The 25,847-nt window shown below is 40.1% G+C and carries 22 protein-coding genes and 3 tRNA genes; 21 read left to right on the top strand and 4 right to left on the bottom strand.

Translation table 11 applies throughout. The features are described from left to right. Positions 1 to 124: 124 nt before the first annotated feature. Positions 125 to 1,360 (bottom strand): FprA family A-type flavoprotein, encoded by a 1,236-nt coding sequence (locus KH286_RS04900; protein WP_021147764.1) that lies wholly within the window; start codon positions 1,358 to 1,360, stop codon positions 125 to 127. Between the two features lie 165 nt (positions 1,361 to 1,525). Beyond that, positions 1,526 to 5,266 carry a phosphoribosylformylglycinamidine synthase gene (locus KH286_RS04895; protein ID WP_118091016.1) on the bottom strand — a complete coding sequence of 1,247 codons (3,741 nt, stop codon included), beginning with the start codon at positions 5,264 to 5,266 and terminating at the stop codon, positions 1,526 to 1,528. A gap of 267 nt (positions 5,267 to 5,533) precedes the next feature. Between KH286_RS04895 and KH286_RS04890 the strand changes: the two genes are divergently transcribed. From KH286_RS04890 to KH286_RS04805, 18 genes are all read left to right on the top strand, one after another. Further along, complete coding sequence (locus KH286_RS04890) at positions 5,534 to 6,439, top strand: LysR family transcriptional regulator (RefSeq protein ID WP_004693739.1); 906 nt, start codon at positions 5,534 to 5,536, stop codon at positions 6,437 to 6,439. 254 nt (positions 6,440 to 6,693) lie between these two features. After that, positions 6,694 to 7,269, top strand: coding sequence for a xanthine phosphoribosyltransferase (locus tag KH286_RS04885; protein ID WP_004693737.1), 576 nt, complete (start codon positions 6,694 to 6,696; stop codon positions 7,267 to 7,269). Positions 7,270 to 7,296: 27 nt separating this feature from the next. Then, entirely contained in the window at positions 7,297 to 7,743 is a 447-nt protein-coding gene (locus KH286_RS04880; protein WP_118091015.1) for a hypothetical protein, read from the top strand. An 11-nt stretch (positions 7,744 to 7,754) separates the two neighbouring features. Beyond that, positions 7,755 to 8,195, top strand: coding sequence for a hypothetical protein (locus KH286_RS04875; protein WP_004693734.1), 441 nt, complete (start codon positions 7,755 to 7,757; stop codon positions 8,193 to 8,195). A 433-nt stretch (positions 8,196 to 8,628) separates the two neighbouring features. Further along, positions 8,629 to 9,120, top strand: a complete 492-nt coding sequence (gene purE, locus KH286_RS04870; protein WP_008715455.1) for a 5-(carboxyamino)imidazole ribonucleotide mutase — start codon at positions 8,629 to 8,631, stop codon at positions 9,118 to 9,120. A 102-nt stretch (positions 9,121 to 9,222) separates the two neighbouring features. Next, positions 9,223 to 9,951, top strand: a complete 729-nt coding sequence (gene purC / locus KH286_RS04865) for a phosphoribosylaminoimidazolesuccinocarboxamide synthase (RefSeq protein WP_004693728.1) — start codon at positions 9,223 to 9,225, stop codon at positions 9,949 to 9,951. An 11-nt stretch (positions 9,952 to 9,962) separates the two neighbouring features. Further along, positions 9,963 to 11,381 carry an amidophosphoribosyltransferase gene (purF, locus tag KH286_RS04860; RefSeq protein WP_004693726.1) on the top strand — a complete coding sequence of 473 codons (1,419 nt, stop codon included), beginning with the start codon at positions 9,963 to 9,965 and terminating at the stop codon, positions 11,379 to 11,381. Continuing rightward, complete coding sequence (gene purM, locus KH286_RS04855; protein WP_004697997.1) at positions 11,368 to 12,429, top strand: phosphoribosylformylglycinamidine cyclo-ligase; 1,062 nt, start codon at positions 11,368 to 11,370, stop codon at positions 12,427 to 12,429. Before purF ends, purM begins: the two co-directional genes overlap by 14 nt. After that, positions 12,422 to 13,045 carry a phosphoribosylglycinamide formyltransferase gene (purN, locus tag KH286_RS04850; RefSeq protein ID WP_004698011.1) on the top strand — a complete coding sequence of 208 codons (624 nt, stop codon included), beginning with the start codon at positions 12,422 to 12,424 and terminating at the stop codon, positions 13,043 to 13,045. Before purM ends, purN begins: the two co-directional genes overlap by 8 nt. 24 nt (positions 13,046 to 13,069) lie before the next feature. Beyond that, positions 13,070 to 14,599, top strand: coding sequence for a bifunctional phosphoribosylaminoimidazolecarboxamide formyltransferase/IMP cyclohydrolase (purH, locus tag KH286_RS04845; protein ID WP_118091014.1), 1,530 nt, complete (start codon positions 13,070 to 13,072; stop codon positions 14,597 to 14,599). Between the two features lie 147 nt (positions 14,600 to 14,746). Next, complete coding sequence (purD, locus tag KH286_RS04840; RefSeq protein WP_004697986.1) at positions 14,747 to 16,009, top strand: phosphoribosylamine--glycine ligase; 1,263 nt, start codon at positions 14,747 to 14,749, stop codon at positions 16,007 to 16,009. 262 nt (positions 16,010 to 16,271) lie between these two features. Further along, on the top strand, positions 16,272 to 17,414 hold the full coding sequence (locus KH286_RS04835; RefSeq protein ID WP_004698007.1) for an isochorismate synthase: 1,143 nt from the start codon (positions 16,272 to 16,274) through the stop codon (positions 17,412 to 17,414). 40 nt (positions 17,415 to 17,454) lie between these two features. After that, the gene (menD, locus tag KH286_RS04830; RefSeq protein ID WP_004698012.1) at positions 17,455 to 19,218 is read left to right on the top strand and encodes a 2-succinyl-5-enolpyruvyl-6-hydroxy-3-cyclohexene-1-carboxylic-acid synthase; all 1,764 of its coding nucleotides are present in this window, start codon (positions 17,455 to 17,457) and stop codon (positions 19,216 to 19,218) included. Further along, on the top strand, positions 19,215 to 20,075 hold the full coding sequence (menH, locus tag KH286_RS04825; RefSeq protein ID WP_004697990.1) for a 2-succinyl-6-hydroxy-2,4-cyclohexadiene-1-carboxylate synthase: 861 nt from the start codon (positions 19,215 to 19,217) through the stop codon (positions 20,073 to 20,075). Before menD ends, menH begins: the two co-directional genes overlap by 4 nt. A gap of 4 nt (positions 20,076 to 20,079) precedes the next feature. Continuing rightward, positions 20,080 to 20,922, top strand: coding sequence for a 1,4-dihydroxy-2-naphthoyl-CoA synthase (menB, locus tag KH286_RS04820; protein ID WP_004693709.1), 843 nt, complete (start codon positions 20,080 to 20,082; stop codon positions 20,920 to 20,922). A gap of 207 nt (positions 20,923 to 21,129) precedes the next feature. Further along, the gene (gene menE, locus KH286_RS04815) at positions 21,130 to 22,536 is read left to right on the top strand and encodes an o-succinylbenzoate--CoA ligase (RefSeq protein ID WP_278472303.1); all 1,407 of its coding nucleotides are present in this window, start codon (positions 21,130 to 21,132) and stop codon (positions 22,534 to 22,536) included. Between the two features lie 13 nt (positions 22,537 to 22,549). Beyond that, positions 22,550 to 23,701 (top strand): o-succinylbenzoate synthase, encoded by a 1,152-nt coding sequence (gene menC / locus KH286_RS04810; RefSeq protein ID WP_004697998.1) that lies wholly within the window; start codon positions 22,550 to 22,552, stop codon positions 23,699 to 23,701. Continuing rightward, positions 23,698 to 24,075, top strand: coding sequence for a PaaI family thioesterase (locus KH286_RS04805; RefSeq protein WP_004697993.1), 378 nt, complete (start codon positions 23,698 to 23,700; stop codon positions 24,073 to 24,075). The genes menC and KH286_RS04805 overlap by 4 nt, the downstream gene beginning before the upstream one ends. 237 nt (positions 24,076 to 24,312) lie before the next feature. On the opposite strand, the gene KH286_RS04800 is transcribed toward KH286_RS04805, so the two are convergent. Next, positions 24,313 to 24,933, bottom strand: a complete 621-nt coding sequence (locus KH286_RS04800; protein WP_004697968.1) for a DUF2939 domain-containing protein — start codon at positions 24,931 to 24,933, stop codon at positions 24,313 to 24,315. 335 nt (positions 24,934 to 25,268) lie between these two features. Between KH286_RS04800 and KH286_RS04795 the strand changes: the two genes are divergently transcribed. The 3 genes from KH286_RS04795 (at position 25,269) to KH286_RS04785 (ending at position 25,539) form a co-directional block, all read left to right on the top strand. After that, positions 25,269 to 25,344, top strand: a tRNA-Asp gene (locus KH286_RS04795). Positions 25,345 to 25,365: 21 nt separating this feature from the next. Further along, positions 25,366 to 25,441 (top strand) — tRNA-Phe (locus KH286_RS04790). A 12-nt stretch (positions 25,442 to 25,453) separates the two neighbouring features. Then, positions 25,454 to 25,539: transfer RNA gene (locus KH286_RS04785), tRNA-Leu, on the top strand. 32 nt (positions 25,540 to 25,571) lie between these two features. On the opposite strand, the gene KH286_RS04780 is transcribed toward KH286_RS04785, so the two are convergent. Then, on the bottom strand, positions 25,572 to 25,847 hold a 276-nt coding region (locus tag KH286_RS04780), incomplete at its 5' end, for a hypothetical protein (RefSeq protein ID WP_278617708.1).

Here is a 25,847-nt window from a genome sequence, read left to right as displayed (position 1 = left end):
AAGGCTTTTAAAATATAGTATTTGATCTCAATAAATGGATATAAACCAAAAATCATAGCTTGGTTTTAGGCGTATAAAATCTGGTATATAAAAAGAAAAGCCGCCTATTTAGGCGGCTCTTGTATTAGAATACGTCTTTAATTTCAGCAGCTTCAATGGATGCTTTGATATCGTCTGCCATTTTTTCAATTAATGGCAGATCTTCTTCTTTCAAAGAGGATTTGATATCTAGTGGTTCAGAAACGATTTCAATGTCTTTGAAGTCATTTTCGAAATGGGAAACCATTGTTTTCATCGCAGCGGAAGCCCAAGAGTGGTTACCGATGATGGATACTTTATGGTTTTGGAAGTTAAGGGCTTTTAACTCATGGATAAAGTTTTCCATAGTAAGGTATAGATTCAAGTTGTATGTAGGTGCGATAGTTACCAAGTTAGTATATTTCCAAGCATCGGAGATGATGTAGGAAGCATTAGTTTTGGAAACATCGTAAATTCTGATATCTGTAACGCCACGTTTAGATAGTTGTTTAGCCAATTGTTGAGCAATAGCACGAGTATTGCCGTACATGGAACCAAAAGCGATAACAACACCTTTTTTCTCAGCTGTATAGCTGGACCAATGTAAGTATTTGTGTGTGATATATTGGATAGATTCAGGGGTGCGCCAGATTGGACCATGAAGTGGAGCAATGCGTTTGATATCAAGGCTAGAAATTTTGCGAAGCGCATTTTGTACTTGCGGTCCGTATTTACCAACGATATTTGTATAGTAACGGCGAGCTTCTTCTTCGTATGTAGCTACGAAATCGGTTTGATCAGCAAAGATATTACCATTAACTGTACCGAATGTACCAAAAGCATCTGCAGAGAACAATGTGCCTGTAGATTTTTCGTATGTACAAGTTACTTCAGGCCAGTGAACCATAGGCATAGTGTAAGAAACCAAAGTATGTTTACCTAAACAGATTTCATCGCCTTCTTTAATTTGATGGTATTGTTCTGGTTTTGGAGTGTTATAGAATTGCTCGAACATGCGAAATGTTGTAGCATTACCTACCATTTTACAATTTGGATACCGTTCCAATGTTTCCAATAATGTTTGGCAATGATCAGGCTCCATATGGTTTACGACGATATAATCAAGTTCACGACCATTTAAGAGGTGAGTCAAGTTATCGAAGTACTCTTCACGAATTTCAGCATCTACAGAGTCTACCACACAAGTTTTTTCATCGTCGATGAAATAGCTGTTATAGCTAACACCATTTGGAATAGGAAATAAGTTTTCGAAACGTTCTGTTGTCCAGTCATTACTACCAATCCAGTAGATATTATGAGTCATTTTCTGAGCACAATGCATAATAAAATCCTTTCTTAACCCACACTAGGTATGTATAGCTTTACATGAGAACTCATGTCTGTAAATATAGTATCAATTTATAATACTAATATTTTCGAAAAAAATCAATATTGAAAAAGCCTACTTGAAGAAGTAGGCTTTCACATGAAAGTTCATAGTGACCAATTATTTGAAGTATTTTACACCAGATGTAAAGATTGGCATTTCTAATTGGCCAGGAATATTTTTGCTGATGCCTGCACCACAGCGTTCGGAGTGTGCCATTTTGCCGAATACGCGACCATCAGGGCTATATATACCTTCGATAGCAGCAACAGACTGGTTAGGATTGAAGCGACTATCCATGGAGGCGATACCATCAAAGTCTACATATTGTGTAGCGATTTGGCCAGTTTTATTGAACTCTAACACTTGTTGAGGAGACGCTATAAAGCGACCTTCGCCGTGAGAAATTGGTACTGTGTAAATTTCTCCAGCTTTAGCATCACTCATCCAAGGGGATTTTGTGGAAATAACTTTCGTATTAACCATGCGAGATAAGTGACGACCAATGGTATTGTATGTCAATGTAGGATGATCTGCAGTTAACGTTTCAATATGTCCACCAGGTAATAAGCCTAACTTGATGAGCGCTTGGAAGCCGTTACAAATACCTAATACAAGGCCATCTTGTTTGTACAAGAGGTTTTCTAAACCTTCTGCAAGGTATGGGTTGCGGAAGAGGGTGGCTATGAATTTACCAGAACCATCTGGCTCATCACCGGCACTGAAACCTCCTGGGAACATAAGAATTTGAGACTCTGCTAATTTAGCTTTGATTACGTCGATAGATTCTTTTAATTGTTCTGAAGTTTGGTTGCGGATAAGCACGATATCTGTTTCTGCACCAGCCCGTTCAAAGGCGCGAGCAGAGTCAAATTCACAGTTTGTGCCAGGGAATACTGGAATAAGAACTTTTGGTTTGGCACCTAGGGAGGCGCTGCGAGGTTTAGCGTGTTGATCATGAATGTAAGCGACTGCTTCACCAAAGCCGTTTGGTGCATGCATAGGGAAAATATCGTTTAGAGGTGCTTCATAAGCAGCTTGTATTTCTTTGAGAGAAACAGATTGTCCTTCCCATTCGATAACAGGGGTGGCTTGGGTTACACCGATAACTTTCACATCAGGTAATTCTAAAAGATAATTAACAGCCGTAATATCTACTTCAACGATGAAGGAACCAAGAGCTGGTTGGAAGATACCACGTTCAGCGTATTTATCGAATTTAACACCAATATTGTTGCCAAGGGCCATTTTAGTGACTGCTTCAGGAATGCCGCCTTGATCAACTACATAGGCAGAGTAAACGCGACCTTTTTCAATTTGTTCTTGTAGTGTATCGCAGTTTTCTTTGAATCGATCCCAATCAGGGGTGTCATCGTATGTACGAGGTACATCGAAGAATACGAGGCGGTGATCCACGCCTTTAAGGTCTTGGCTCACGATATTATCTACATGAGCTGTACCAACCGCAAAGGATACGAGGGTAGGGGGAACGGTAAGATCCATAAATGTACCGCTCATAGAGTCCTTGCCGCCGATAGCGCCGATTTCAAGTTCTTTTTGTGCTTTATAAGCACCAAGTAAAGCTGCTACTGGCTTACCCCAAGATTCTTTAGAGTTGAGGCGTTCAAAATATTCTTGTAATGTTAAGTATGCGTCTTCTCGGCGACCGCCAAGAGCTACTAATTTTGCTACAGATAAAAGTACTGCATATTGCGCACCATGATAAGGGCTCCATGCAGATAACTCAGGCACAAAACCATGAGTCATAATACTAGCCGTTGTAGTTTCACCGTTTAGAACCGGTAATTTAGCAACCATGCCTTGGGTAGGCGTTTTTTGGAATTTGCCACCGAATGGCATGAGGACTGTATTGGCGCCCACAGTGCTGTCAAAGCGTTCTGCTAAGCCTTGTTGGGATGCTGCATTTAAATCGGATACGGCTGCGAGCCATTTTTCCTTGAAGTTATCTGCACTAGCTGAACCACGTAAGAAGTAGGATCGATCTGTAGGAGCTTTTACGATAGCTTCTTGTTGTTGATTGGCACCATTTGTATTTAAAAAGTCGCGGCTAATATCTACAATTGCTTCGCCATTCCAGTTCATAACAAGGCGATTTGTATCAGTTACCTCTGCCACAACTGTACACTCCAAGTTTTCTTCGTCGCAGTATGCTTTGAATGCCTCTACATCAGAAGCATCGATGACACAGGCCATGCGCTCTTGGGATTCAGAGATGGCTAACTCTGTACCATCGAGGCCAGCATATTTTTTAGGGACTAAGTCGAGATTGATTGATACACCATCAGTTAGTTCACCGATAGCGACAGATACACCACCTGCACCGAAGTCATTACAACGTTTGATAAGTGTCGTTACTTCGCCACGACGGAATAAACGTTGGATTTTGCGCTCTGTAAGAGCATTGCCTTTTTGGACTTCTGCACCGCATGTGGATAGAGATTCAACGGTATGTTCTTTAGAGGAACCTGTAGCGCCACCACAGCCATCACGGCCAGTTTTACCACCTAGCAATACTACCACATCGCCTGCAACTGGTACCTCACGGCGAACTTGGTTGCGAGGTGCAGCACCGATAACTGCGCCGATTTCCATGCGCTTTGCTACGTAGCCAGGATGGTAATATTCTTTTACTTCACCTGTAGCAAGGCCGATTTGGTTGCCGTAAGAGGAGTAACCACGAGCTGCTTCTTGGGTAATCTTTCTTTGTGGTAATTTGCCTTCCAATGTATCTTCAAGTCTTGTATGTGGATCGCCAGAGCCTGTGATGCGCATAGCTTGGTATACATAGGCGCGACCGCTCAATGGGTCGCGAATGCAACCACCTAAGCAGGTAGCTGCGCCACCAAATGGCTCGATTTCAGTAGGGTGGTTATGGGTTTCGTTTTTGAATAGTAACAACCATTCTTCAGTCTTGCCATTTACATCGACAGGGACGATGATTGTACATGCATTGATTTCATCAGATTCATCGAGATTTGTAAGTCCTCCAGCGTGGCGCAATTCTTTTACAGCCAATGTAGCCATGTCCATGAGGGAGCGAGCTTTTTTCTTAGTCGTGTAGAGCTCAGCACGGCCTTCCATATATTCTTCGAGGGCTTCCTTTATAGAGCCTGTAAAGCGACTGTCTTCAATAGTGATATCCGTCAATTCTGTCATAAAGGTAGTGTGACGGCAGTGGTCAGACCAATATGTATCAAAGAGGCGAATTTCTGTAATCGTAGGATCGCGGTGCTCCACCTCTGCGTATTGTTGTCTAATCATTTGAAGGTCTGCCAATGTCATAGCAAGGCTATAGTTCTTGATGAGAGCTTCTAAATCATCATCGCTCATCGTAGTAAATCCATCAATTGTTGCCACCGGTTTTGGATCTTCTAAATCGAGAGCTAAGGTGTTTGGCACGTCAAGGCTCGCTTCGCGGGAATCAACAGGGTTAATGTAGTAGGCCTTGATGGTATTTTCTTGTTCTTTTGTAAAGGTGCCTTCGATAGCATATACGCGAGCACAACGCACGATGTGGCCGGATGTGAGGGTGAGCATAGAAATACATTGCTCTGCACTATCAGCACGTTGATCGTATTGACCTGGCACATATTCAACAGCAAATACAAAGCCTTGTACATTTGGAATTTTTTCTAATACAGTATCTACAGGAGGTTCAGAAAAAATTAAATTTTTAGCAGACTCTAGATCTTTTGCATCTAAATTTTCGATGTCGTATCGCTCATAGATAGTCACAGCTGTAGCAGGCATAGATAATTCCTGTTGTAAGGTTTGTAACATGCGTTGCGCTTCTAGGTTGAAAGATTCTCGTTTTGTTACGAATAATCGTTGTATAGCCATTGTAGCCTCCTGTAATGTATATAATTCCCTATGGGATATTGACAAATTAAGTATAGTCGGTCTAGACTTATAAGTAAAGATAATCTTACTAATGAAAAGATTAGAAATACTAATAAATATGAAAAGTTCATGAAGGTCATAAGACCTAACTTTCATGAAGATTTCTACATATTCATTATATATTGAGAGTCTATAGTTATAATAGGGTAATGATATGTGTATTTAAAAGTAAGACGTTACTATTAGTATATAACAGAGGTGAATAAAATGGCAGTATCTGCAGATTTATATAGAACCTTTCTAGGGGTAGGCTTATATTTATCTTTTTCCCGTGCCGCAAAAGAATTAGGCGTGTCCCAATCCGCCATCAGTCAAAGTATTAAACAATTAGAAGGAGAACTTAATATGCCTCTCTTCGTGCGTACTACAAAATCTGTAGGGTTCACGCCAGAAGGTAAAGAATTGTTTGATACGGTAGCTAAAGCTTTCTCTATTCTTGATAATGGTGTTACCCAATTACAAGAACGGGTTAGCCAAGCTTATGAAAGTTTAAATTTGGCTGCCACAGATACTTTGTGTCGCCATTTCCTATTGCCTTATTTCCACAAATGGCAATTACAAGAAAGTGAAATTGGCTTACATATTATCAATCGTCCGTCTCCTGATTGTGTAGAATTAGTACTCAATAAAGAGGCGCAATTAGCTGTGGTTAATGATTATGAGGGCTTGAGAGATAATCCTCAGCTAGAGGTAACTACGTTAGCTACCATTCAAGACGTCTTTGTTGGGGGCCCTGACTATAAAGGGGCAGGATTCTTTGATCAAGGGCGCCTTCTTAACGAGCCTATTTTACTCTTGCATAAAGGCTCTGCTAGTCGTACATTCTTTGACGATGTAACACATGGTGCTTGTCGTAAGCCTCGCTTTGAATTGGGTAGCGTCGATGTATTACTAGATCTTGTAGAAATCAATATGGGTATTTCCATGTTGCCTAATCATGTGGTACAACAAAAAATGCAAGAAGGGACTATTGTGCGCATCGATACAGATATTCCGGTACCAACACGCGACATTGTGCTTGTGCGTTCACGTTTGGTTCCTCAATCTGAAGGGGCTGCAAGATTTACGTCCTTACTAGTTAATCGTGAAAGTACTCGAGATAAAGTTTTATAAGAAAAAGACATGTTTAAAGACATACTTTAGGAAACTTTCTTAAAGTGTGTCTTTTTATATATTAGTGTGAGTTTTACCGTGCTATATTATATTCCTATAAAGCAGTTGAGTTATATAATTCATATATGAAATATTTAAGTCTTATTTGCAATGATATTTATGGGTTATATTATAAGACTTTTACTAGATATAGGTTGACCCTAAGGGGTTGTTTACGTTAAAATTTAAAGATAGTTATGCGGAGGTATGAGCACATGGAATTATTAAAAGAACGCATTCGTGAAGAGGGGATTGTCCTCAATAATCGAGTGCTGAAAGTAGATGGGTTCTTAAACCATCAAATCGATCCACAATTGTTTAAGGCGATTGGTAAAGAAATCGCGGATCGTTACCGTGATGCAGGTGTACAACGTATTGTTACCATCGAAGCATCTGGTATTGCGTTGGCGTTGATGGCCGCGCTTGAACTAGACGTGCCATTGGTATTTGCGCGTAAGAAAAAATCCATCCTTATGGTAGATGATGTATATCATAGTGTTGTGTACTCTTATACAAAAGAAGAGAATTATGATATCACTATTTCTAAAAAATTTTTACCAGCTGGCGAAAAAGTGTTGATTATCGACGATTTCTTGGCGTCTGGTGAGGCGGCTATGGGCCTTGCTAAGTTGGTTCAAGACGCAGGTGATGAAGTAGTAGGCATGGCGATTGCTATTGAAAAGTCCTTCCAACCTGGTCGTGAACGCTTGGAAAATGCGGGCTACCGTGTAGAGTCTTTAGTTCGCATTAAAGAATTCAAAGATAATGGTTGTGTGTTTATCGAAGACTAATTAGTCTGATTATTGTTAGAGGGAATTATGAATAAAAAAGCAGAAAAATTCGACTTACTCGTTGCTGACCTTAATAAAGGCGGTAACACTTGGTTTACAAAGGAAGAAATGACAGACGATCTTAACACAGTTGTATATCATGGTCGTTTGGATGTTCATGAGCATAGCTTGCCTGTGTTTATCGTTGTAGACGATTCTGCGTTCACCTATGTACGCATCGCTATCACAACAACATCTATTGATAGAAAAGTGATTCCTGCGGTATTGAAAGAACTTAACACGTTAAATCAAGATTACAAGATATCTAAATATTACGTGAGCGTTGAAGACAATAACATTTATATGGATGTGTCTATACCATGTTTGAATGAACAATTTGATCCTACTGTAGTAGTGAATCTTTTGCTTGAAGTTATTCAACCGCATTTAGATGCTGTACATAAAGATATTCTTAAAGTAGCTGGCTTAGCTTAATAGAGGTTGTTATGAATCCTAAATCCTTATTATTTGATAAGTTTTTGAAAGAAGAAGAAATCATATCTTTTGAACGGAAGGATTTTGATGATGAAGACGGTACAGTAGTATATCGTTCTTATATCAAGTCTCCTTTATGGGATATGCCTTTATTCGTCATTCTCGATAACAGTATTTATAGTGTAGTTCGTTTAGTGTTAGGCCCTGAAAAGGTAACAGCACAAAATATGAATGCCTTGAATGCATTAATTAATCGTGACAATGCGACATATAAAAATTACAAACTATATATTGATGAACAAGATTCTAGCCTATACTTGGATTGCGTATATATGTGTGGTGACGATGCGTTCGAGCCTGCATTGATGTATGCGTTGATGTCTTCTATCGTAGATTATATTCCAGAATCTGTAGGTGAATTGAAGGCTGCCTTTGAAAGTGGTACTCACTAATCAATAATAGATACAAGTTAAGTGATCTAATGTTCGGAATTATGAAAAGAGGATAACCTGTTTATAAATGGGTTATCCTCTTTTTGTATGGATAAGAAAAAACATATAAATATTTTAATTGATAGAGTAAGTTTGTGTTATTATAAGATTGAAAAGGCAGTATTTTATTTTACAGATTTATTTAAAATTATTTTATATGATGCAATCTATATTTTTATAATAGTTCGGAATATAACGAATGATAAAAATATTTAATAAAAAAATATTCGAAAATAGTATTGATTTTGTAAATGTTAGGTGTTACAATTTGAGTACAAGAAGGAGGTAGCACCGTGAACTATGCAAATCAACAAACTCAAAGCAAGTCTACGGAGGCTATTTGCGCGTATTTGTCCCAGTCTGTTTTGGCTGGGCTTTTTTATTAGGAGGATCTATGAAGGTCGGTATTATCATGGGCAGCAAGTCTGACCTGGACACAATGAAAAAAGCATCTGCCGTACTTGATGAATTTAACATTCCCTATGAAATGGTTATTGCCTCAGCTCATCGTACCCCAGAGGCTGTAAAGAATTTTGTTACACGACTTGAAGATGAAGGGGCTATCGCTTTTATTGCTGGTGCAGGCGCAGCGGCTCACCTACCTGGTGTAGTGGCGAGCTTTACTACACTACCAGTTATCGGCATCCCACTTAATGCAACCGCATTAAAAGGTATTGATTCTCTACTTGCTATTGTACAAATGCCATCTGGCATGCCTGTAGCAACCATGGCTGTAGATGGTGCTAAAAATGCAGCGCTCTTTGCAGTACAAATTGGAGCAGCTTTCAATAAAGACCTGAAAGAACAATATCAACAATATCGTAAAGATATGGCTGAAAAAGTCTTAGCAGACAATGCAGAATTACAAGGTGCTATTCATATTTAATCATGTAAATCATCGGCGATTAAATATTGGTTAAGAAAAACAGTTTATTTAGATATCTATTACATAGTTTGTATCATTAATTTATGATAAAGGAGAAAGATCATGGCTAACATCGATTTGGAAAAATTAACATTATTGTACGAAGGCAAAGCAAAACAAGTATATGCAACAGATAACAAAGATGAGTACATCGTTCATTACAAAGATGATGCCACTGCATTTAATGGCGAGAAACATGATACCATTCTTGGAAAAGGTGTTTTGAACAATAAAATTTCCTCTTTCTTCTTTGAATTGTTGAAAAAAGAAGGCGTACCAACTCATTTCGTTCGTCGTGAAGATGATCGCAACCAAACAGTACTTGCATTGAAAATAGTTCCTCTTGAAGTTATTGTTCGTAATATTGCGGCTGGCTCTATGGCTAAACGCTTTGGCATTGAAGAAGGAACTCCACTTAAACATCCAATCCTTGAATTCTGCTACAAAAATGATGAACTAGGCGATCCATTTGCCAATGAATCCCAAATCACAGCACTTGGTTGGGCTACTCAAGAACAACTTGATGTAATTTCTACAATTACTTTAAAGGTAAATGATATATTGAAGAAATTTTTGGCTACTAAAAATGTGACCCTTGTAGATTTCAAGGTAGAATTTGGTACCCATAATGGTGAAGTTTTATTGGGTGATGAAATTTCTCCTGATACATGCCGTTTCTGGGATGCTACAACTGGTGAAAAACTTGACAAAGACCGTTTCCGTCGAGATCTTGGTAATATTGAAGAAGCATATAAGGAAATGTTATTCCGTCTTACAGGTGAGCGTGCCTAATAGGGGGGAAGATGAACTACGATTCTGTTTTTGATAAATGGCACGAAGAGTGTGGTGTGTTCGGCATCTATGATAGGACCGTTGATGTAGCACGCTATGTATATTGGGGGCTATTTGCTCTCCAACATCGTGGTCAAGAAAGTGCGGGCATTGCTGTTACCGATGGTCATGATGTGGAACTGAAAAAAGGCATGGGCTTGTTGACCGAGGCTATCAAAGAATTACCATCTTTGCCAAGCTATATGGGGACTGGTCATGTGCGGTACTCTACGACTGGATCCAATAATCCGCGTAATATCCAGCCTTTGGTTATTCACTACCAAGGCGGTCAAATTGCGGTGGCTCACAATGGAAACTTAACGAATGCCTTATCTATTCGAAAACGTCTCGAAGCCGATGGTTCCATCTTTCAAACGACGATGGATTCTGAGGTTATCGTGAACTTGATAGCCCGTTCTAAAGCAGAAACACAAGCGGAACGGATTGCCGATGCGGCGCGTCAAATTGAAGGGGCGTTCTCTTTAGTCATTACTACGAACGACTCTTTAGTAGGTGTACGAGACCCTCAAGGATTTAGACCACTTTGTTTAGGTAAAACTGAAAATGGTTATGTGCTCTCTAGTGAAAGTTGTGCTTTTGATGCGATTAAGGCAGAGTTTATTCGTCATATAGATCCTGGTGAAATGGTTATCATCGATGACTCTGGTGTGCGTAGTACTATCTATGCGGAACCAGAAAAAATCGACAAAAAACTTTGCGTCTTTGAATACATCTATTTTGCACGTGGCGATAGTCATATCGATGGTCAATCCGTATATCAATCTCGGCTAAATATGGGCCGCGAACTATATAACGAAACTAAGTATGATGCAGACATCGTAATGTCCATTCCGGATTCCGGTACAACAGCTGCATTAGGTTATGCTCGTGCATCGGGTATCCCTTTTGCGGAAGGTTTAGTTAAGAACCGTTATAGCGGCCGTACCTTTATTAAACCAAATCAAGAGGAACGAGAATTAGCTGTTCGTATGAAGCTAAATGCATTGCCACATATTGTTGGAGGTAAGCGTATCGTCCTTATTGATGATTCTATTGTGCGCGGTACTACGAGTGGTATCATTGTAAAAATGCTAAAAGAGGCTGGTGCTAAAGAGATTTATATGTGTATTAGTTCTCCAACTATTGAGTATTCCTGTCACTATGGCATTGATACATCAGTGCGTAAAGAACTTATAGCAGCTACTCATACAGTGGATGAAATTAGAGATTTTATCAAGGCTGATAAATTACATTACTTGTCTCGTGAAGGCCTATGTCGTGCTGTATCTGATGTAAAGCCAGATGATTTATGTTTTGCATGTTTCAATGGTGATTATAGTGTAGCGGTTCCTGCGGACCAAGAGGAAGGGGTCAAATATGTGCTCGAATAAAAATAGTTTAACCTATCGTGATGCAGGTGTTGATATCGATGCAGGTAATCGCGCCGTAGAACTGATGAAAGAATCTGTTAAACGGACGTATACACCGGGTGTTGTTGGTGATTTAGGTGGTTTTGGGGGACTCTATTCCTTAGCTGGTCATGCTATGTCTGATCCTATGCTCGTATCTGGTACAGATGGGGTGGGCACCAAATTACGTCTCGCTATCATGATGGATAAACATGATACTATCGGTCAAGACTGTGTAGCTATGAGTGTTAATGATATCCTCGTACAAGGTGCTACACCTTTATTCTTCCTTGATTATATTGCGGTTGGCAAACTAGAGCCTGTAAAAGTGGCGGATATCGTACGCGGTGTAGCTGAGGCGTGCGAAGAATCAGGCTGCGCTTTACTAGGCGGTGAAACTGCTGAGATGGCAGGTTTCTACGATGATGAGGATTATGATGTAGCTGGTTTTGCCGTTGGTATCGTAGATCGTCCTAAATTGATTACTGGTGAAAGTATCAAGGCAGGAGACGTTATTCTTGGGTTACCATCTTCTGGGGTTCATTCTAATGGTTTCTCGTTAGTTCGTAAAATTGTATTTGATCACAAGGGTTTCTCCATTGGTCAAGATATTCCTGAATTTGGCAAAACACTGGGAGAAGAATTATTAACGCCAACGCGCTTATACCATAAAGCTGTATTGCCGTTGATTAAAGAAAGCCTACTTAAAGGTATGGTTCATATTACGGGTGGGGGCTTCTATGAAAATATTCCTCGCGTTTTACCGGCAGGAGTAACGGCAGAGGTCGATTGTGATACATGGCCTCGTCTTCCTGTATTCGAAAAGCTACAAGAATGGGGCAATGTAGATTGGCATGAAATGTACCGTACTTTTAACATGGGTATTGGCATGATTCTCATAGTGGACGCTGCGGATGTGGATCGAGTAAAGGCAAATCTTGAAAGTCGTAATGAAGCGGTATATGAAATTGGTCATATCGTTAAAGGCGAAGGTCCAGTTGTTGTAAAAGGGGCGGTATTTAATGACTAGTTCCGTAGCTAAAAAGCGTCTAGCTCTATTCGCAAGCGGTAGAGGATCCAATGGGGAAGCCCTTTATAAAGCCATGCAAGAAGGATATATTAATGGTGAGTTTGTAGTTATCATTACAGATCACAGTGATGCAGGGATTGTTGAACGTTCTAAACCTTGGAATATTCCACTCATTGTCATCGAGCGTAGTGACTATGATTCTAAAGCTAGCTTTGAACAGGCTCAGTTAGATGCGTTAGAGCCCTATAAGGTAGATGGTATCGTTTTGGCCGGATATATGCGCATTGTAGGGGCTCCATTGATTGAGCACTATGAGCATAGAATTTTAAATATCCATCCTGCCTTGTTGCCATCCTTTCCGGGACTACATGGACATCAACAAGCTATTGATGCGGGCGTAAAGGTAACCGGTTGTACGGTACACTTTGTTGATGCCGGAATGGATACAGGACCTATCATTATGCAGAATACGGTTCCTTTATTACCGGAGGATACAGAGGATACTCTGAGTGATAGATTATTGCCTATTGAACATAAAACATATAAAGAGGTATTACGACTATTTTGTGAGGATAAGCTCACTATAAAAGGTCGTGTTGTATATATTGAAGATTGATGTGTAAGCAAAGGAAGACGTTAGATGATTAAAAATGCATTACTTAGTGTTTCTGATAAAACAGGTATTGTAGACTTTGCGAAAGGTTTAGTTGATTTAGGGGTAACCATTTATTCCACAGGTGGGACCCTTAAAGCCATAACCGAAGCAGGTATTCCGGCAAAATCGGTAGAGTCTTTGACTGATTTTCCTGAAATGATGGATGGCCGCGTAAAGACATTACATCCTAAGGTGCATGGTGGTATTTTGGCGATCCGTGATAATGCGGAGCATCAACAAGCTATGGCAGAACATGGTATTGAACCAATCGACCTTGTTGTAGTCAATCTTTACCCGTTCCGCGAAACCATTGCAAAACCTAATGTATCCTTAGAAGAGGCCATCGAAAATATCGATATTGGTGGTCCTACGATGGTTCGTTCTGCAGCAAAGAATCATGCCTTTGTGGGTATCGTAGTAAATCCAAATCATTACGATGAAATCTTAGAGATGCTCAAGGATCAAGGTGAATTGACTAAGGAATATCGCTTTGGACTTGCCAAAGAAGCCTTTGCTCATACGGCGGCTTACGATGTGGCCATCGCTAATTATATGAGTGGAATCTTGAATGAAGGCCCTACACCTCCAGAATATTTGAGTGCTTATGAGAAGGTAACAGATCTTAGATATGGGGAAAATCCGCATCAACAAGCCGCATTCTATAAAGAAATTGGTACAGCTCATGGCATGGGGGCCTTGAAACAATTACATGGCAAAGAGCTTTCCTATAACAATATTGTAGACATGGAAGCGGCATGGAATATGGTATGGGAGTTTACTGAGCCAGCTGCATGCATCATTAAGCATACGAACCCATGTGGTGCCGCTACTGCAGCTACATTACATGATGCCTATGTAAATGCTTACGAAGCTGATTCCGTATCCGCCTTTGGTGGCATCGTAGCCTTAAACCGTGAAGTAGATGCAAGTACAGCGGAGGAAATGAGCAAAATTTTCTTAGAAGTTATTATGGCACCTGCTTTCACAAAAGAAGCATTAGAAATCCTTGAAGCTAAGAAGAATATTCGCCTCATTGAACTATCTAAGCCGGAATCTGGCCAAGTGACAGTGAAAAAGGTGTCTGGTGGTTTATTAGTGCAAACAGAAGACGATATCCTAGAAGACCGCGCCAATTATAAAGTTGTTACGAAGGTACAACCAACAGAGGAACAATGGAAAGCTCTTGAATTTGCATGGAAACTCGTAAAACATGTAAAATCCAATGCGATTTTGATTTCTAATGAAAAGCGTACTCTTGGAGTTGGGGCCGGTCAAATGAATCGCGTAGGTTCTGCAAAAATTGCTCTTGAACAAGCCGGGGAAGCCGCTAAAGGCGCTGTATTAGCATCCGATGCATTCTTCCCATTTGGCGATACCGTAGAAACAGCGGCAAAGCATGGCATTGCAGCTATTATTCAACCAGGTGGCTCTATTCGCGACGAAGAGTCCATCAAAGCGGCTGATGAAGCGGGCATCGCTATGGTATTTACAAATATTCGTCACTTTAAACATTAACTAGTTAAGAATTTTTAGCGGATTGTTAAACACTATTAGGGCAAAATATCTATTGAACGGTCACAACAATTATTGATGTTTGGAGTGCCCTGTTATGTGTTTATATTATTATGGATTTGATGGCGTTTAGGCGCCGATGGAGGACTTATGAAAGTATGTGTAATCGGTAGCGGCGGCCGTGAACATGCATTGGCGTGGCGATTGTCCATCAGCCCTAGCGTAACAAAGGTATATGCTATTCCTGGCAGCGCGGCTATGTTAGATTGTGCAGAGCTAGTTGGCATCGATTGGCAACAAAGCGATCATTTAATTAGCTTTTTGAAAGATAATCAAGTTGATTTAGTTGTTGTTGGGCCTGAGGCTCCTTTAGTAGCGGGCTTAGCAGATGTACTTAATAAGGCGGGAATTCCAGTTTTTGGCCCATCTAAAGCAGCCGCTCAACTAGAGGGATCAAAGGTATTTGCTAAAGACCTCATGAAAAAATACAACATTCCCACTGCTGCGTATGGTGTATTCCACAAGGTAGATGAAGCAAAAGCTTTTATTGCTCAAACAGGAGCTCCTATCGTTGTTAAAGCTGACGGCTTGGCGGCAGGGAAGGGCGTTGTAGTAGCCATGACCATCGATGAAGCGAATGTAGCCGTAGAAGATATGCTCAGCGGTAATCGATTCGGTGACGCAGGCAGCACCGTTGTTATTGAAGAGTTTATGGAAGGTGAAGAGGCTAGTTTATTAGCCTTTGTAGATGGAAAGACCGTAGTTCCTATGATTGCCTCTCAAGATCATAAACGTATCTTTGATGGTGATAAAGGACCTAATACAGGTGGCATGGGGACCTATGCACCGGCCCCCGTTCTTACAGATGCATTGCGGGACGAAGCGATGAAAACCATCTTAGAACCTATGGTAGCGGCTATGGAAAAAGAAGGCATGCCGTATGTAGGCTGCCTTTACGCGGGGCTTATGATTACTGACGAAGGTCCTAAGGTGGTAGAATTCAATGCGCGCTTTGGTGATCCTGAAACACAAGTTGTATTGCCGCTACTCGATAGTGATTTAGGTGAGATTATGATGGCCTGTGCTAAGGGCACATTAACCTCTAATATGGTGAAATGGAAAGATTCCTCAGCGGCTTGCGTTATCCTTGCTTCTAAGGGCTATCCTGAAACTTCATCTAAGGGCGATGTCATCAGTGGGGATATTAAACAATATGACACAACCATTGTATTCCACTCTGGTACAAAGCTTGTTGGTGAAAATTATGTCACTAATGGCGGTCGTGTGCTTGGTGTTGTCGGACTTGGCAAAGACCTTAGAACGGCACTTGATAGAGCCTATGAACGTATAGAGCATATCGACTTTGAAGGCATGCAATATCGTACAGATATTGGGGCTAAGGCTTTTAAATAAAGTAACAACATTTTGAATATAATGAAAACCTCTACATTTATGCACGACGCATGCGGTGTAGAGGTTTTATTTTCTACCTTTTAACTGTTACCTATGATATAATAAATTAGATATAAAGAGGGCCCATCGACGTGTGATGGCGTTAGGCTCATCTCAAAAATTTGGAAACTTATTGATGACGCCTGACGTGTAGAAGTAAATCTTCTACACGTTAGGTGTTTTTACTATAGTCTATTTTATTTCTTAATAGTGATATACAACTATGATATATAATAAAGAACCGTTAGAACTGAATAGTCCGGTAGCCTTTTGGCTGAATTTTCCCAACGAAGAACGCGTATTCTGGGTGGATCGTCAAAGCGACCGCATCGTTGTAGGTGCTAAACGTTTGGCGACGGTCAAAGATGATGAAGATCGCCATAATTACGCTTACGTGTTTTATGGAGATACTTTTTTTGAAAACTCTAAGGACACTAAATGGGCTGGCATGGGTCATGAAATGATTGCTTTCACCCATTATTACATCGTAGAAAATGGGGAGTCTTTTTACTTGCACGCTGGTGAAAGCGTCCCTATTACGGATTTCGAGGTGCCTCGAGTTCGCCATAACTACAAGGAAACCAGTGATGATAAGGCGGCTTGGGATAGTTTGATGAACGCTATCGCTGATGGTATTAGTAGTGGAGAAATGACGAAGGTCGTTTCTTCTCGAGAGGTACAGTTTACTAGTGAAACACCATACAATGTGGCAAGTATTTTGGCAAATTTAGTAGATAATAATCCAAATTGCTTTATCTTTGGTTACGAAAAGGATGGACGCACCTTTGTGGGTGCATCGCCAGAGATTCTAGTTCGCCATCGAGGTAGTGAAATTCTCAGCTATGCCTTGGCGGGGACAGCACCTAAACATGGACCAAATGCGTGGACTAAGGAACAACTGTTAACAGATAAGAAAAATCTCTTTGAACATAATATCGTCCGTGACCGTATTGTGGATATCATGAAATCTATTACTCCGGAGGTTATAATAGGTGAAACGGGTATCATGGAGCTGGCGCATCTCTATCATTTGCGCACCATTATTACTGCAAAGGATAGCACAAAATCCCTCGTGGAATGGGCAAAGTTGCTCCATCCTACACCGGCTCTCGGTGGTGAACCACGAGAAAAGGCGTTGGCATTGCTACAAAAGTACGAAGCTCATGAGCGCGGCATGTATGCAGCACCTTTTGGCTTTATGAAAGATATGGGGGACGGTATTGTCATCGTTGCTATTCGATCTGCCCTCATTATGGATAATGTTCTTTATGCCTATGCAGGATGTGGCGTCGTAGCCGATTCTGATGCGGATGAAGAGTACGCAGAAACTAATAATAAAATGCGCACCATTTTGGATGCATTATGATAAATTTCCAAACCCTTAGGAGTTGTTGAAAGGGAATATAATGAACGAATATATTGCTGCCTTGGTAGATGAGTTTTACCAACTCGGCGTCCGGCATGCTGTGTTTAGCCCTGGTTCTCGTTCTACGACGATGGCTATGCTTTTCACGGAGTATGAAGGCTTTGAAACATATATGAATATAGATGAGCGCTCTGCTAGCTTTATGGCACTTGGCATTGCAAAGGCTCATAAAGAACCAACTGTGTTAGTTTGTACATCTGGTTCCGCAGTGGCTCATTATTTGCCCGCTATTTTAGAGGCTCAATATAGTGGGGTACCTCTTATTGTATTGTCTGCCGATAGACCTTATACCTTGCTACATACAGGGGCTCCACAAACAGTAGATCAACAAAAAATCTTTGGTACAGCTGTAAACTATTATGAAGAATTAGCGGTGCCTCAAAAGGAACATTATTATACATATCCACGACAAGTAGCGCGCAAGGCGTATATGAAAGCTATGGACATCAAAAAGGGACCAGTTCATATCAATGTACCCCTCTTTGAGCCATTAGTGCCTGAACTAGATCGTAAGCACTTTGAAGCGGGACGTAGCCCTTACAAAGTATTTAAACCTAATTACGGTGATGTGTTTAGCTATCAGAATAGAAGTCTATTGCTTGCACAGTATAAGAGAGTCCTTATTTTAGCTGGTCCACAAATTGATGTAGATGAAGTTGAGTCTATTCATTCCTTTGCGGAGAATTTACAAGCTCCTATCTTGGCGGATCCATTGTCTAATGTAAGACGCTATCATAAGGCTGGTGCTATTGATGACAATCATGAAGTTGTTAGCAATTGTAACAATGATACAAATATGACTCAGGATAAACAAGTCTCTGATGTTGTCATTTCTACGTATGATGCGTTTTTAGCGGATAAAGAGTTATGGCCTGTACTAAAGCCAGATTGCGTAATTCAGTTTGGCCAAATCGTTGTATCGAAACGGGTACAGCAAATGGTGGCAAGTTGGGATAATGTGGAATATATTGAGATAAATCCCACGATGGACTCCATGAACCCTATGGGGAAAACCACCATACACATGCAAGCAAGCATAGATATGTTTACGCATTTGTTCGCTGTAAAGAACGAATCTAATGCATATCTTAATAGATGGAAACGTTTAGAAGTAGCTGGTAAAGCTCAACTAAGTACAGCTATAGAAGAACCAAGTTGCTTTGAAGGACGCACGATACGCGAGTTGCAACAGCATATTCCTGACAATAGCCAAGTACTTGTGGCGAATAGCATGACCGTTCGCGACTTTGATTACTTTTGGTTTTCTGGGGAGTCAGATGCTGTTCTTTACGGTAATCGTGGTGTTAATGGTATCGATGGTACAGTTTCCACTGCACTTGGACTTGCAACGAATCATCAGCCTACATATCTCGTAACGGGTGATTTGTCTTTATTCCATGATCTAAACGGTTTAGCGGTCGCTAAAACGCACAATCTCAATTTGACGATTATTTTGCATAATAACGATGGAGGCGGTATTTTTGAATATTTACCGCAAAAGGGAACGAAATATTTTGATTATTTGTTCTCTACGTCACAAGGTTTAGATTATAGTGGGGCTGCTAAACTCTATGGCTGTGGGTACACTAAAATCTCTAGTCCTGATGAATTGGTCCCTGTATTAGCTAAAGTTAGCGAGGAATCTGGCGTTCATATTATTGAAATACCAACAGACCGGGAATATAGTCGTCAGTTACATAGGAAATATACAAACGTTTCAGTTGATATGGAGGCATTACTATGAGTCAGTATTTTTGCAGTATTGTAGATAATGCTTTGTGTAATCCAGCTCAGCGGATGTATTTTGACTTGGGAGAGTATCGCTACGGTTTGACTGTGGTAGGTGAAGGGGAACCTATTGTATGTTTCCACGGCTTCTCTGAATCAAGCTATACTTGGGATGCTATTAATCTGCCGGGGTATCGCGTGGTTCGTATTGATTTAATCGGACATGGCGATTCAGATATTCCTGATGAGAATCAGGCTTACACCATTCCTCAAATGATAAAGGACTTACACACAGTTATCTATTACATGGTTGGTGAAAGCTATTACCTCATGGGCTATTCTATGGGGGCTCGTATTGCACTTTCCTATGCTTTACAATATGAACGTGAAATCAAAGGTCTTATTCTTGAAAGTGGCTCGGTAGGCATCGCTTCTGACGCTGAGCGAGCAGCACGCCGCAAGGCGGATGAAGACTTAGCAGTTCATATCGAAGAGCATGATGGTGCTTGGTTTGCTGCACGATGGGCGGAAGCACCTATTTTTGAGAGTCAAAAACAGCTTTCAGAGGGGGTAGAAGAATTAATATACTTACGCCGTTCCAATAATAGCCCATATGCCTTAGCTTGTACGTTGCGTAGCTCAGGGCAAGGCGTAATGCCTTATGTAGGGGATAAATTAAAAAATTTCTCTGTTAAAGGTTTATATGTGAGTGGCGCATTAGATACAAAATATACTACAATAGGAAGAGACGTATTTGGCAAGTTGCCAAGTTTTAATCATGTCATCGTCGACGGGGCGGGGCATAATGTACATATAGAGAAACCGCAGATTTTTGAACGAGCGGTATTGGATTTTTTACAGAAGAAAGGTTAAGTCCATGAGCAAATTTGATTGGAAAGTATTGGATCGTAATTATGAAGATGTAATTTACGAAACATATAATGGCATTGCAAAGATTACTATTAACCGTCCAGAAGTGCGTAACGCATTTCGTCCTAAAACAGTAATGGAGTTAATTGATGCTTTCACAGTAGCTCGTGAAGATAACGAAGTAGGCGTAATCGTATTGACTGGTGCTAACCACGGTAAGGGCGAAGATAAAGAGGCATTCTGCTCCGGCGGTGACCAAAGCGTACGTGGTCACGGTGGTTATGTAGGTGAAGACAATGTGCCTCGCTTGAACGTTCTCGATTTACAACGCTTAATTCGCGTCATCCCTAAACCTGTTATTGCAATGGTTAATGGTTATGCTATCGGTGGCGGTCATGTATTGCACATCGTATGTGACCTTACAATCGCTTCTGAAAATGCTAAGTTCGGTCAAACTGGTCCTCGTGTAGGCTCCTTCGACGCTGGTTATGGCGCAGGTTACTTGGCTCGTATGATCGGTCACAAACGCGCTCGCGAAGTATGGTTCTTGTGCCGTCAATACACAGCAGCTCAAGCATATGAAATGGGCATGGTTAATACTGTGGTACCATTTGACAAATTGGAAGAAGAAACAGTTCAATGGTGTAGCGAAATACTTGAATTATCTCCAATGGCATTGCGCATGTTGAAAGGCGCTTTCAATGCCGACACAGATGGCCTTGCAGGTTTACAACAATTCGCAGGGGACGCTACATTGATGTACTATACAATTGATGAAGCGAAAGAAGGTCGTGACGCGTTCAAAGAAAAACGGAAACCTAACTTCAAACAATTCCCTAAATTCCCTTAATCGGGAGTCGATACAGTCCTATATGACGGACTATATTAACGGTTAAAACGACAAGTGCGCCTCTATAGGAGGCGCCTTTCTTGTAATATCTCTTTATTTATCATATTTCAATTATTATTTTTTTAGTTATTACTTATTATTTACTATTTATTGGTAATTGGTAATTAATGATTACGTATTAGTGATTAGGTTTAGATACGAGGTGAGATGATGGAGTGGTTACGTTATGGTGCACAGCACTATCCTAATCGTAAATGTATAAATGAATATACCTATAACGATATATACCGTGGTGTACTCCATGTGGCTCGTAATTTACTGCCTTTAGACGCATCTCGAGTGGCTATCTTATCCGATAACTCTGTGACCATGGCAATGTATGTGTTGGCTGCTATGCTAGTTCATAAAGAGGTACTTTTACTTAATGTACATCTTAAGCCAAAGGAAATAATAAACCAATTGGATCAATTAGGTGTTACCACCGTATTACATAGTAAAGAACGACGTAATCAATTATCTCATTTTGTTGATTCGAAGGCCTCTAATTCAATTGTTACAATTGAGTTTGAAACTCTAGAAAGAATTCTATCGGATTTAGTGGTCGAGGATTCCTTTGATTGGGTCTTTGTGGACACAGATATAGCTGCTATCATGAATACGAGCGCTACTACGGGGCAATTTAAGTCTGTACCGCTTCGATGGGGGCAGATTAAAGCTCATGTACAAGCATCCCAAGAGGTACTAGGGAAAACGGAGCAGGATAATTGGTTAATGGTACTGCCTCTGTTTCATGTGAGTGGTTTATCTATTTTGATGAGGTCTCTTTATAACGGGACGGCTGTCACTATTTTGCCTAAATATGATGAAACTCAAGTTCTCAAACTTATAGAATCTGAGCAAATCAATATGATGTCCTTAGTGCCTACCATTTTGACTCAATTAGAGCCACATATTACGCACCATGCATTACGTGTTATATTGCTCGGTGGAGAATTCATTCCCATGGCTCTCATCGAAGCTTGTGAAAAGAAATCTTTGCCTATCTATAAGACCTACGGCATGACGGAAACCTTTAGTCAAAGTGTGACCTTCTCTGTATTGGAGTATCCTCATAAACGAGAATCTGTAGGTAAGCCATTGCCTGGCATGCAGGTTTGTATCGATAATCCTGATACAGATGGGGTAGGCGAAATTCATTTGACGGGCCCGATGGTTATGACTGGTTACATCAACAAGGAACCTATCGATGGAGACTTTAATACAGATGATATTGGTTACATCGATGAAGACGGTTTCGTTTATATTTTGAATCGCCGTAAAGACCTCATCATTTCTGGGGGTGAAAATATTTACCCTAAAGAACTAGAGGATTTGGTCTATACGTTGCCATCGGTAAAGGAATGTGTCGTTGTGCCTGTACCTGATGCTAAATGGGGACAAGTGCCAGCACTCTTTGTGGCCTTTCATGATGGTAAAAGTCTGCCACCAGAGGATATTCTAGCCTTTATGACAGACTTTTTAGCAAAATATAAGATTCCGAAATATGTAAAAGCATTAACCGCATTGCCTCGAAATGGAACTGGCAAAATATTGCGTAATGAACTGAAATTATAAAATTGAGGCGCCTATGAATAATATTTTAAACTTTAAAAGTATAACTACATATCGCCTTAAATTGCCACTGAAGTTCAATTTTAAGACTGCCAAGGGCGAGGTGAAAGAAAGAGAGACTATCGTTGTTCGTATTGAAGACCAACAAGGGTATGTAGGATATGGGGAATGCGTAGCTTTCACAGAGCCATTCTATACATTTGAGACCGTAGAAACCTGTTGGAAAGCTATGGTAGACGATTATATCTTTAATTTGCGCTTGATGCGGCCTAAACCACTGATGACCTATGTACGACAATTACAATTTTGGCGCAATCGAGACAATATGCCTATGGCTATTGCGGCTCTAGAAAATGCGCTTATTCATCTTCATTGTGAACGGATAGGTGTAAATTCTGTTTCCTACATTATGGATCAACCTTTACAAGAGACAATTGAAAGTGGTATCGTCGTCGGTGATGTGCCAATAGACCAATTACTTGATGTTGTAGCGCATCATGTAGTAAATGGTTGTAAGCGGATTAAATTAAAGGTAAATCCTATAGATGGTTATGAACGCGTAGCTTTAGTTCGCAAACATTATCCGGATTTGGTCTTAGCGGCTGATGCAAATCGAAGCTATTCATATCAAGAAATAGATAAGGTCCGTCAGTATGATGATTTAGGTCTAGCTTGTATTGAAGAGCCCTTTGCGATGGCAAACCTTCAATCTTATAAAGATTGGAAGTGGGAGCGTCTTAATCATGGTGATTGGAAAATCTATACGCCAATTTGTTTAGATGAGTCCATTTTAGGATATGATGATTTGTCCTATGCTATCGAATATGGTTTGATTGATGTGCTTAATATAAAAGTAGGGCGCATGGGGGGGCTTATTCCAACAAAAGCGGCTATTAATCTATGTAGAGAACGTCATATTCCCTATTGGATTGGTAGCATGGTAGAGTCAGGGGTTTCTAAAATGCTTCATGTCCAGCTATCCGCATTAGGAGATTCCTATATGGCAGGGGATTTATCTGACTCAAATAGATATTTTGGACAAGATCTTATTTTCCCAGATTTAACATTTAAAGATGGTGTTATGCATGTTCCCGATGGAGATGGACTAGGTGTAACAGTCTTTGATGATAGACTAGAGGCGTATTGTGTGGAGAAACGAACACTATGAATTTAATTGAATCCTTACAAATTGATGCTCCTCGTATGACGAGTGATAACACATGTATTGCAAAAATGAATTTAACTGAGTTTCACAAACAACCACAAGGCTATTTAAACGGTGGTGCTACATTAGCTTTTGCAGAAATTATTGCAGGTATGATGAGTAATGAACTGGTAGGTTCTCATAAATTTGGTGTAGGACAATCTGTAACTGCTAACCATCTACGCCCTGTAAAGTGTGAAGGATCCTTAACAGCGTTAGGAACTTTACTAGTAAAAGGTAAGACATCCCATGTGTGGCGCTTTGATATGATAGATGATGCACAACGCCTTATTTCACAAGTGACTGTAACCTTGGCTATTGTAGATTTTGATAGATAAAATCTCATTTTTAATGGATTTAGTTATATTTGCTAATTAAGTTATGTATAATTTCGTCCTACATGAGAACTTACGATTGTTAAGATTATAGGATAATAAAAGGACAGTATATACTTTTCAGTAGATACTGTCCTTTGTTGGTTTTACAATGTAAATGGCTCGTCTAGAAAAACGACATAGATTTTTTTTACATTTTCTAAGATCTGCAATTTAAAATGTTAGAAAATACAAAGATATTTATTTTCTAGTGATAGTATATAGGTCCTCGATATCAGGAATATCGTAAATTACCCATGTTCCATCTCCTAAATGACGCATCAAAACTCTTATATCTTTTGTCATATTCTTTTTATTATTTTGTATCGTTACAGTCACAGTAGCCGTATCACCATTATCTTCTGACTTCAGGTTTTTAACCTCTACATCATGTTCCTTAAATAGGCGACCTTCTACAAGACGATCTACCATAGACTTATTATCATCATTTGCTGTAGTAGTATTATTGGTAGGTGATTCAGATTTAAAACTGTCAGGATCTTCGATATATGTCCGTATTACGTCTTCGATAAGAGCTGGTCCAAATGTTTTGGTAGCTGCTATTGTAGCTTTACCAAGTGGGGTAGATGTATCGACATATTTATTGCCTTCTCGTTCTACAATGTTTTTTACAATGGATTTTATATCTACGTGGCGTAATGCTTCGTCTGCATCTTTATCTTGTACTGCTTGGTGAATGATTTTTAATGTGTAGGCTGGTGTATGTGGTACATACCATAAGAAGTACCATGCTGCGGCCATCGCTCCTACAATAGCTATGATAAGAGCGATAATAATACCTTTTGAATTGAACTTATTCATAGCGAATCCTTTCATGTTTCTATAGCGGCATTTTCATATTGAATATATACATATTGTAGCATATTGAGTAAAGAATAGGATGATTTCTAGTAAAGGGTATACCTATTATAGCTTATAGAGAAAATTGTACTATTGCGAAAACTGACGAATTATGACGATAAAGGGTGGATTCCTGTAATATAATATAGAGATACTTTTATAAAAGCTATAAAATAACGATTATCAAATATAATCAATTATTTTCATAGATTTGTAATAATATTTTTAAAAAAAATAGTTGCATTGCTCTAAAATCCATGATATTATGTACAAGTAGTCAACGCGAGTTGATACGCGGCCCCGTGGTGTAGCGGTTAACATGTCGCCCTGTCACGGCGAAGATCGTCAGTTCAAATCTGATCGGGGTCGCCATTTTTTTTTACAAAAAATCATGCCTCGGTAGCTCAGTTGGTAGAGCAACGGACTGAAAATCCGTGTGTCGACAGTTCGATTCTGTCCTGAGGCACCATTTGTATTCCATGCGGTTGTGGTGGAATGGCAGACACGCCATCTTGAGGGGGTGGTGAGCTAACGCTCGTGCGGGTTCAAGTCCCGCCAACCGCACCATTTCAATTTACTGTTTAACAGATTGTAACGCATTATAACAAACTATAACGCAAGCAGTAATTATATAACAATTTAGAAAAGGAACAATAACAAATCGTAATCCATTGTAACGATAATTTGCCCCTTTTTTGCCCCCCTTTAAATGATAAATATTTGTCCCCTTTTATATGAGGGCTATAATAGCCACTGCACATGATGCGGTGGCTTATTTTATTATTGTCTTTAGACTGGTTCGCGACATAGTCGCGAATCATAAAACCACCCGCTATGCGGGTGCGGCAACGAAAGTTATACAAAAAATCACCTTG

Origin of the sequence: Veillonella parvula, assembly GCF_018378075.1 — a bacterium.
In the GTDB taxonomy this organism is placed as follows: Bacteria; Bacillota; Negativicutes; order Veillonellales; family Veillonellaceae; genus Veillonella; species Veillonella parvula_K.
This window is presented reverse-complemented; position numbering and strand designations above follow the sequence as displayed.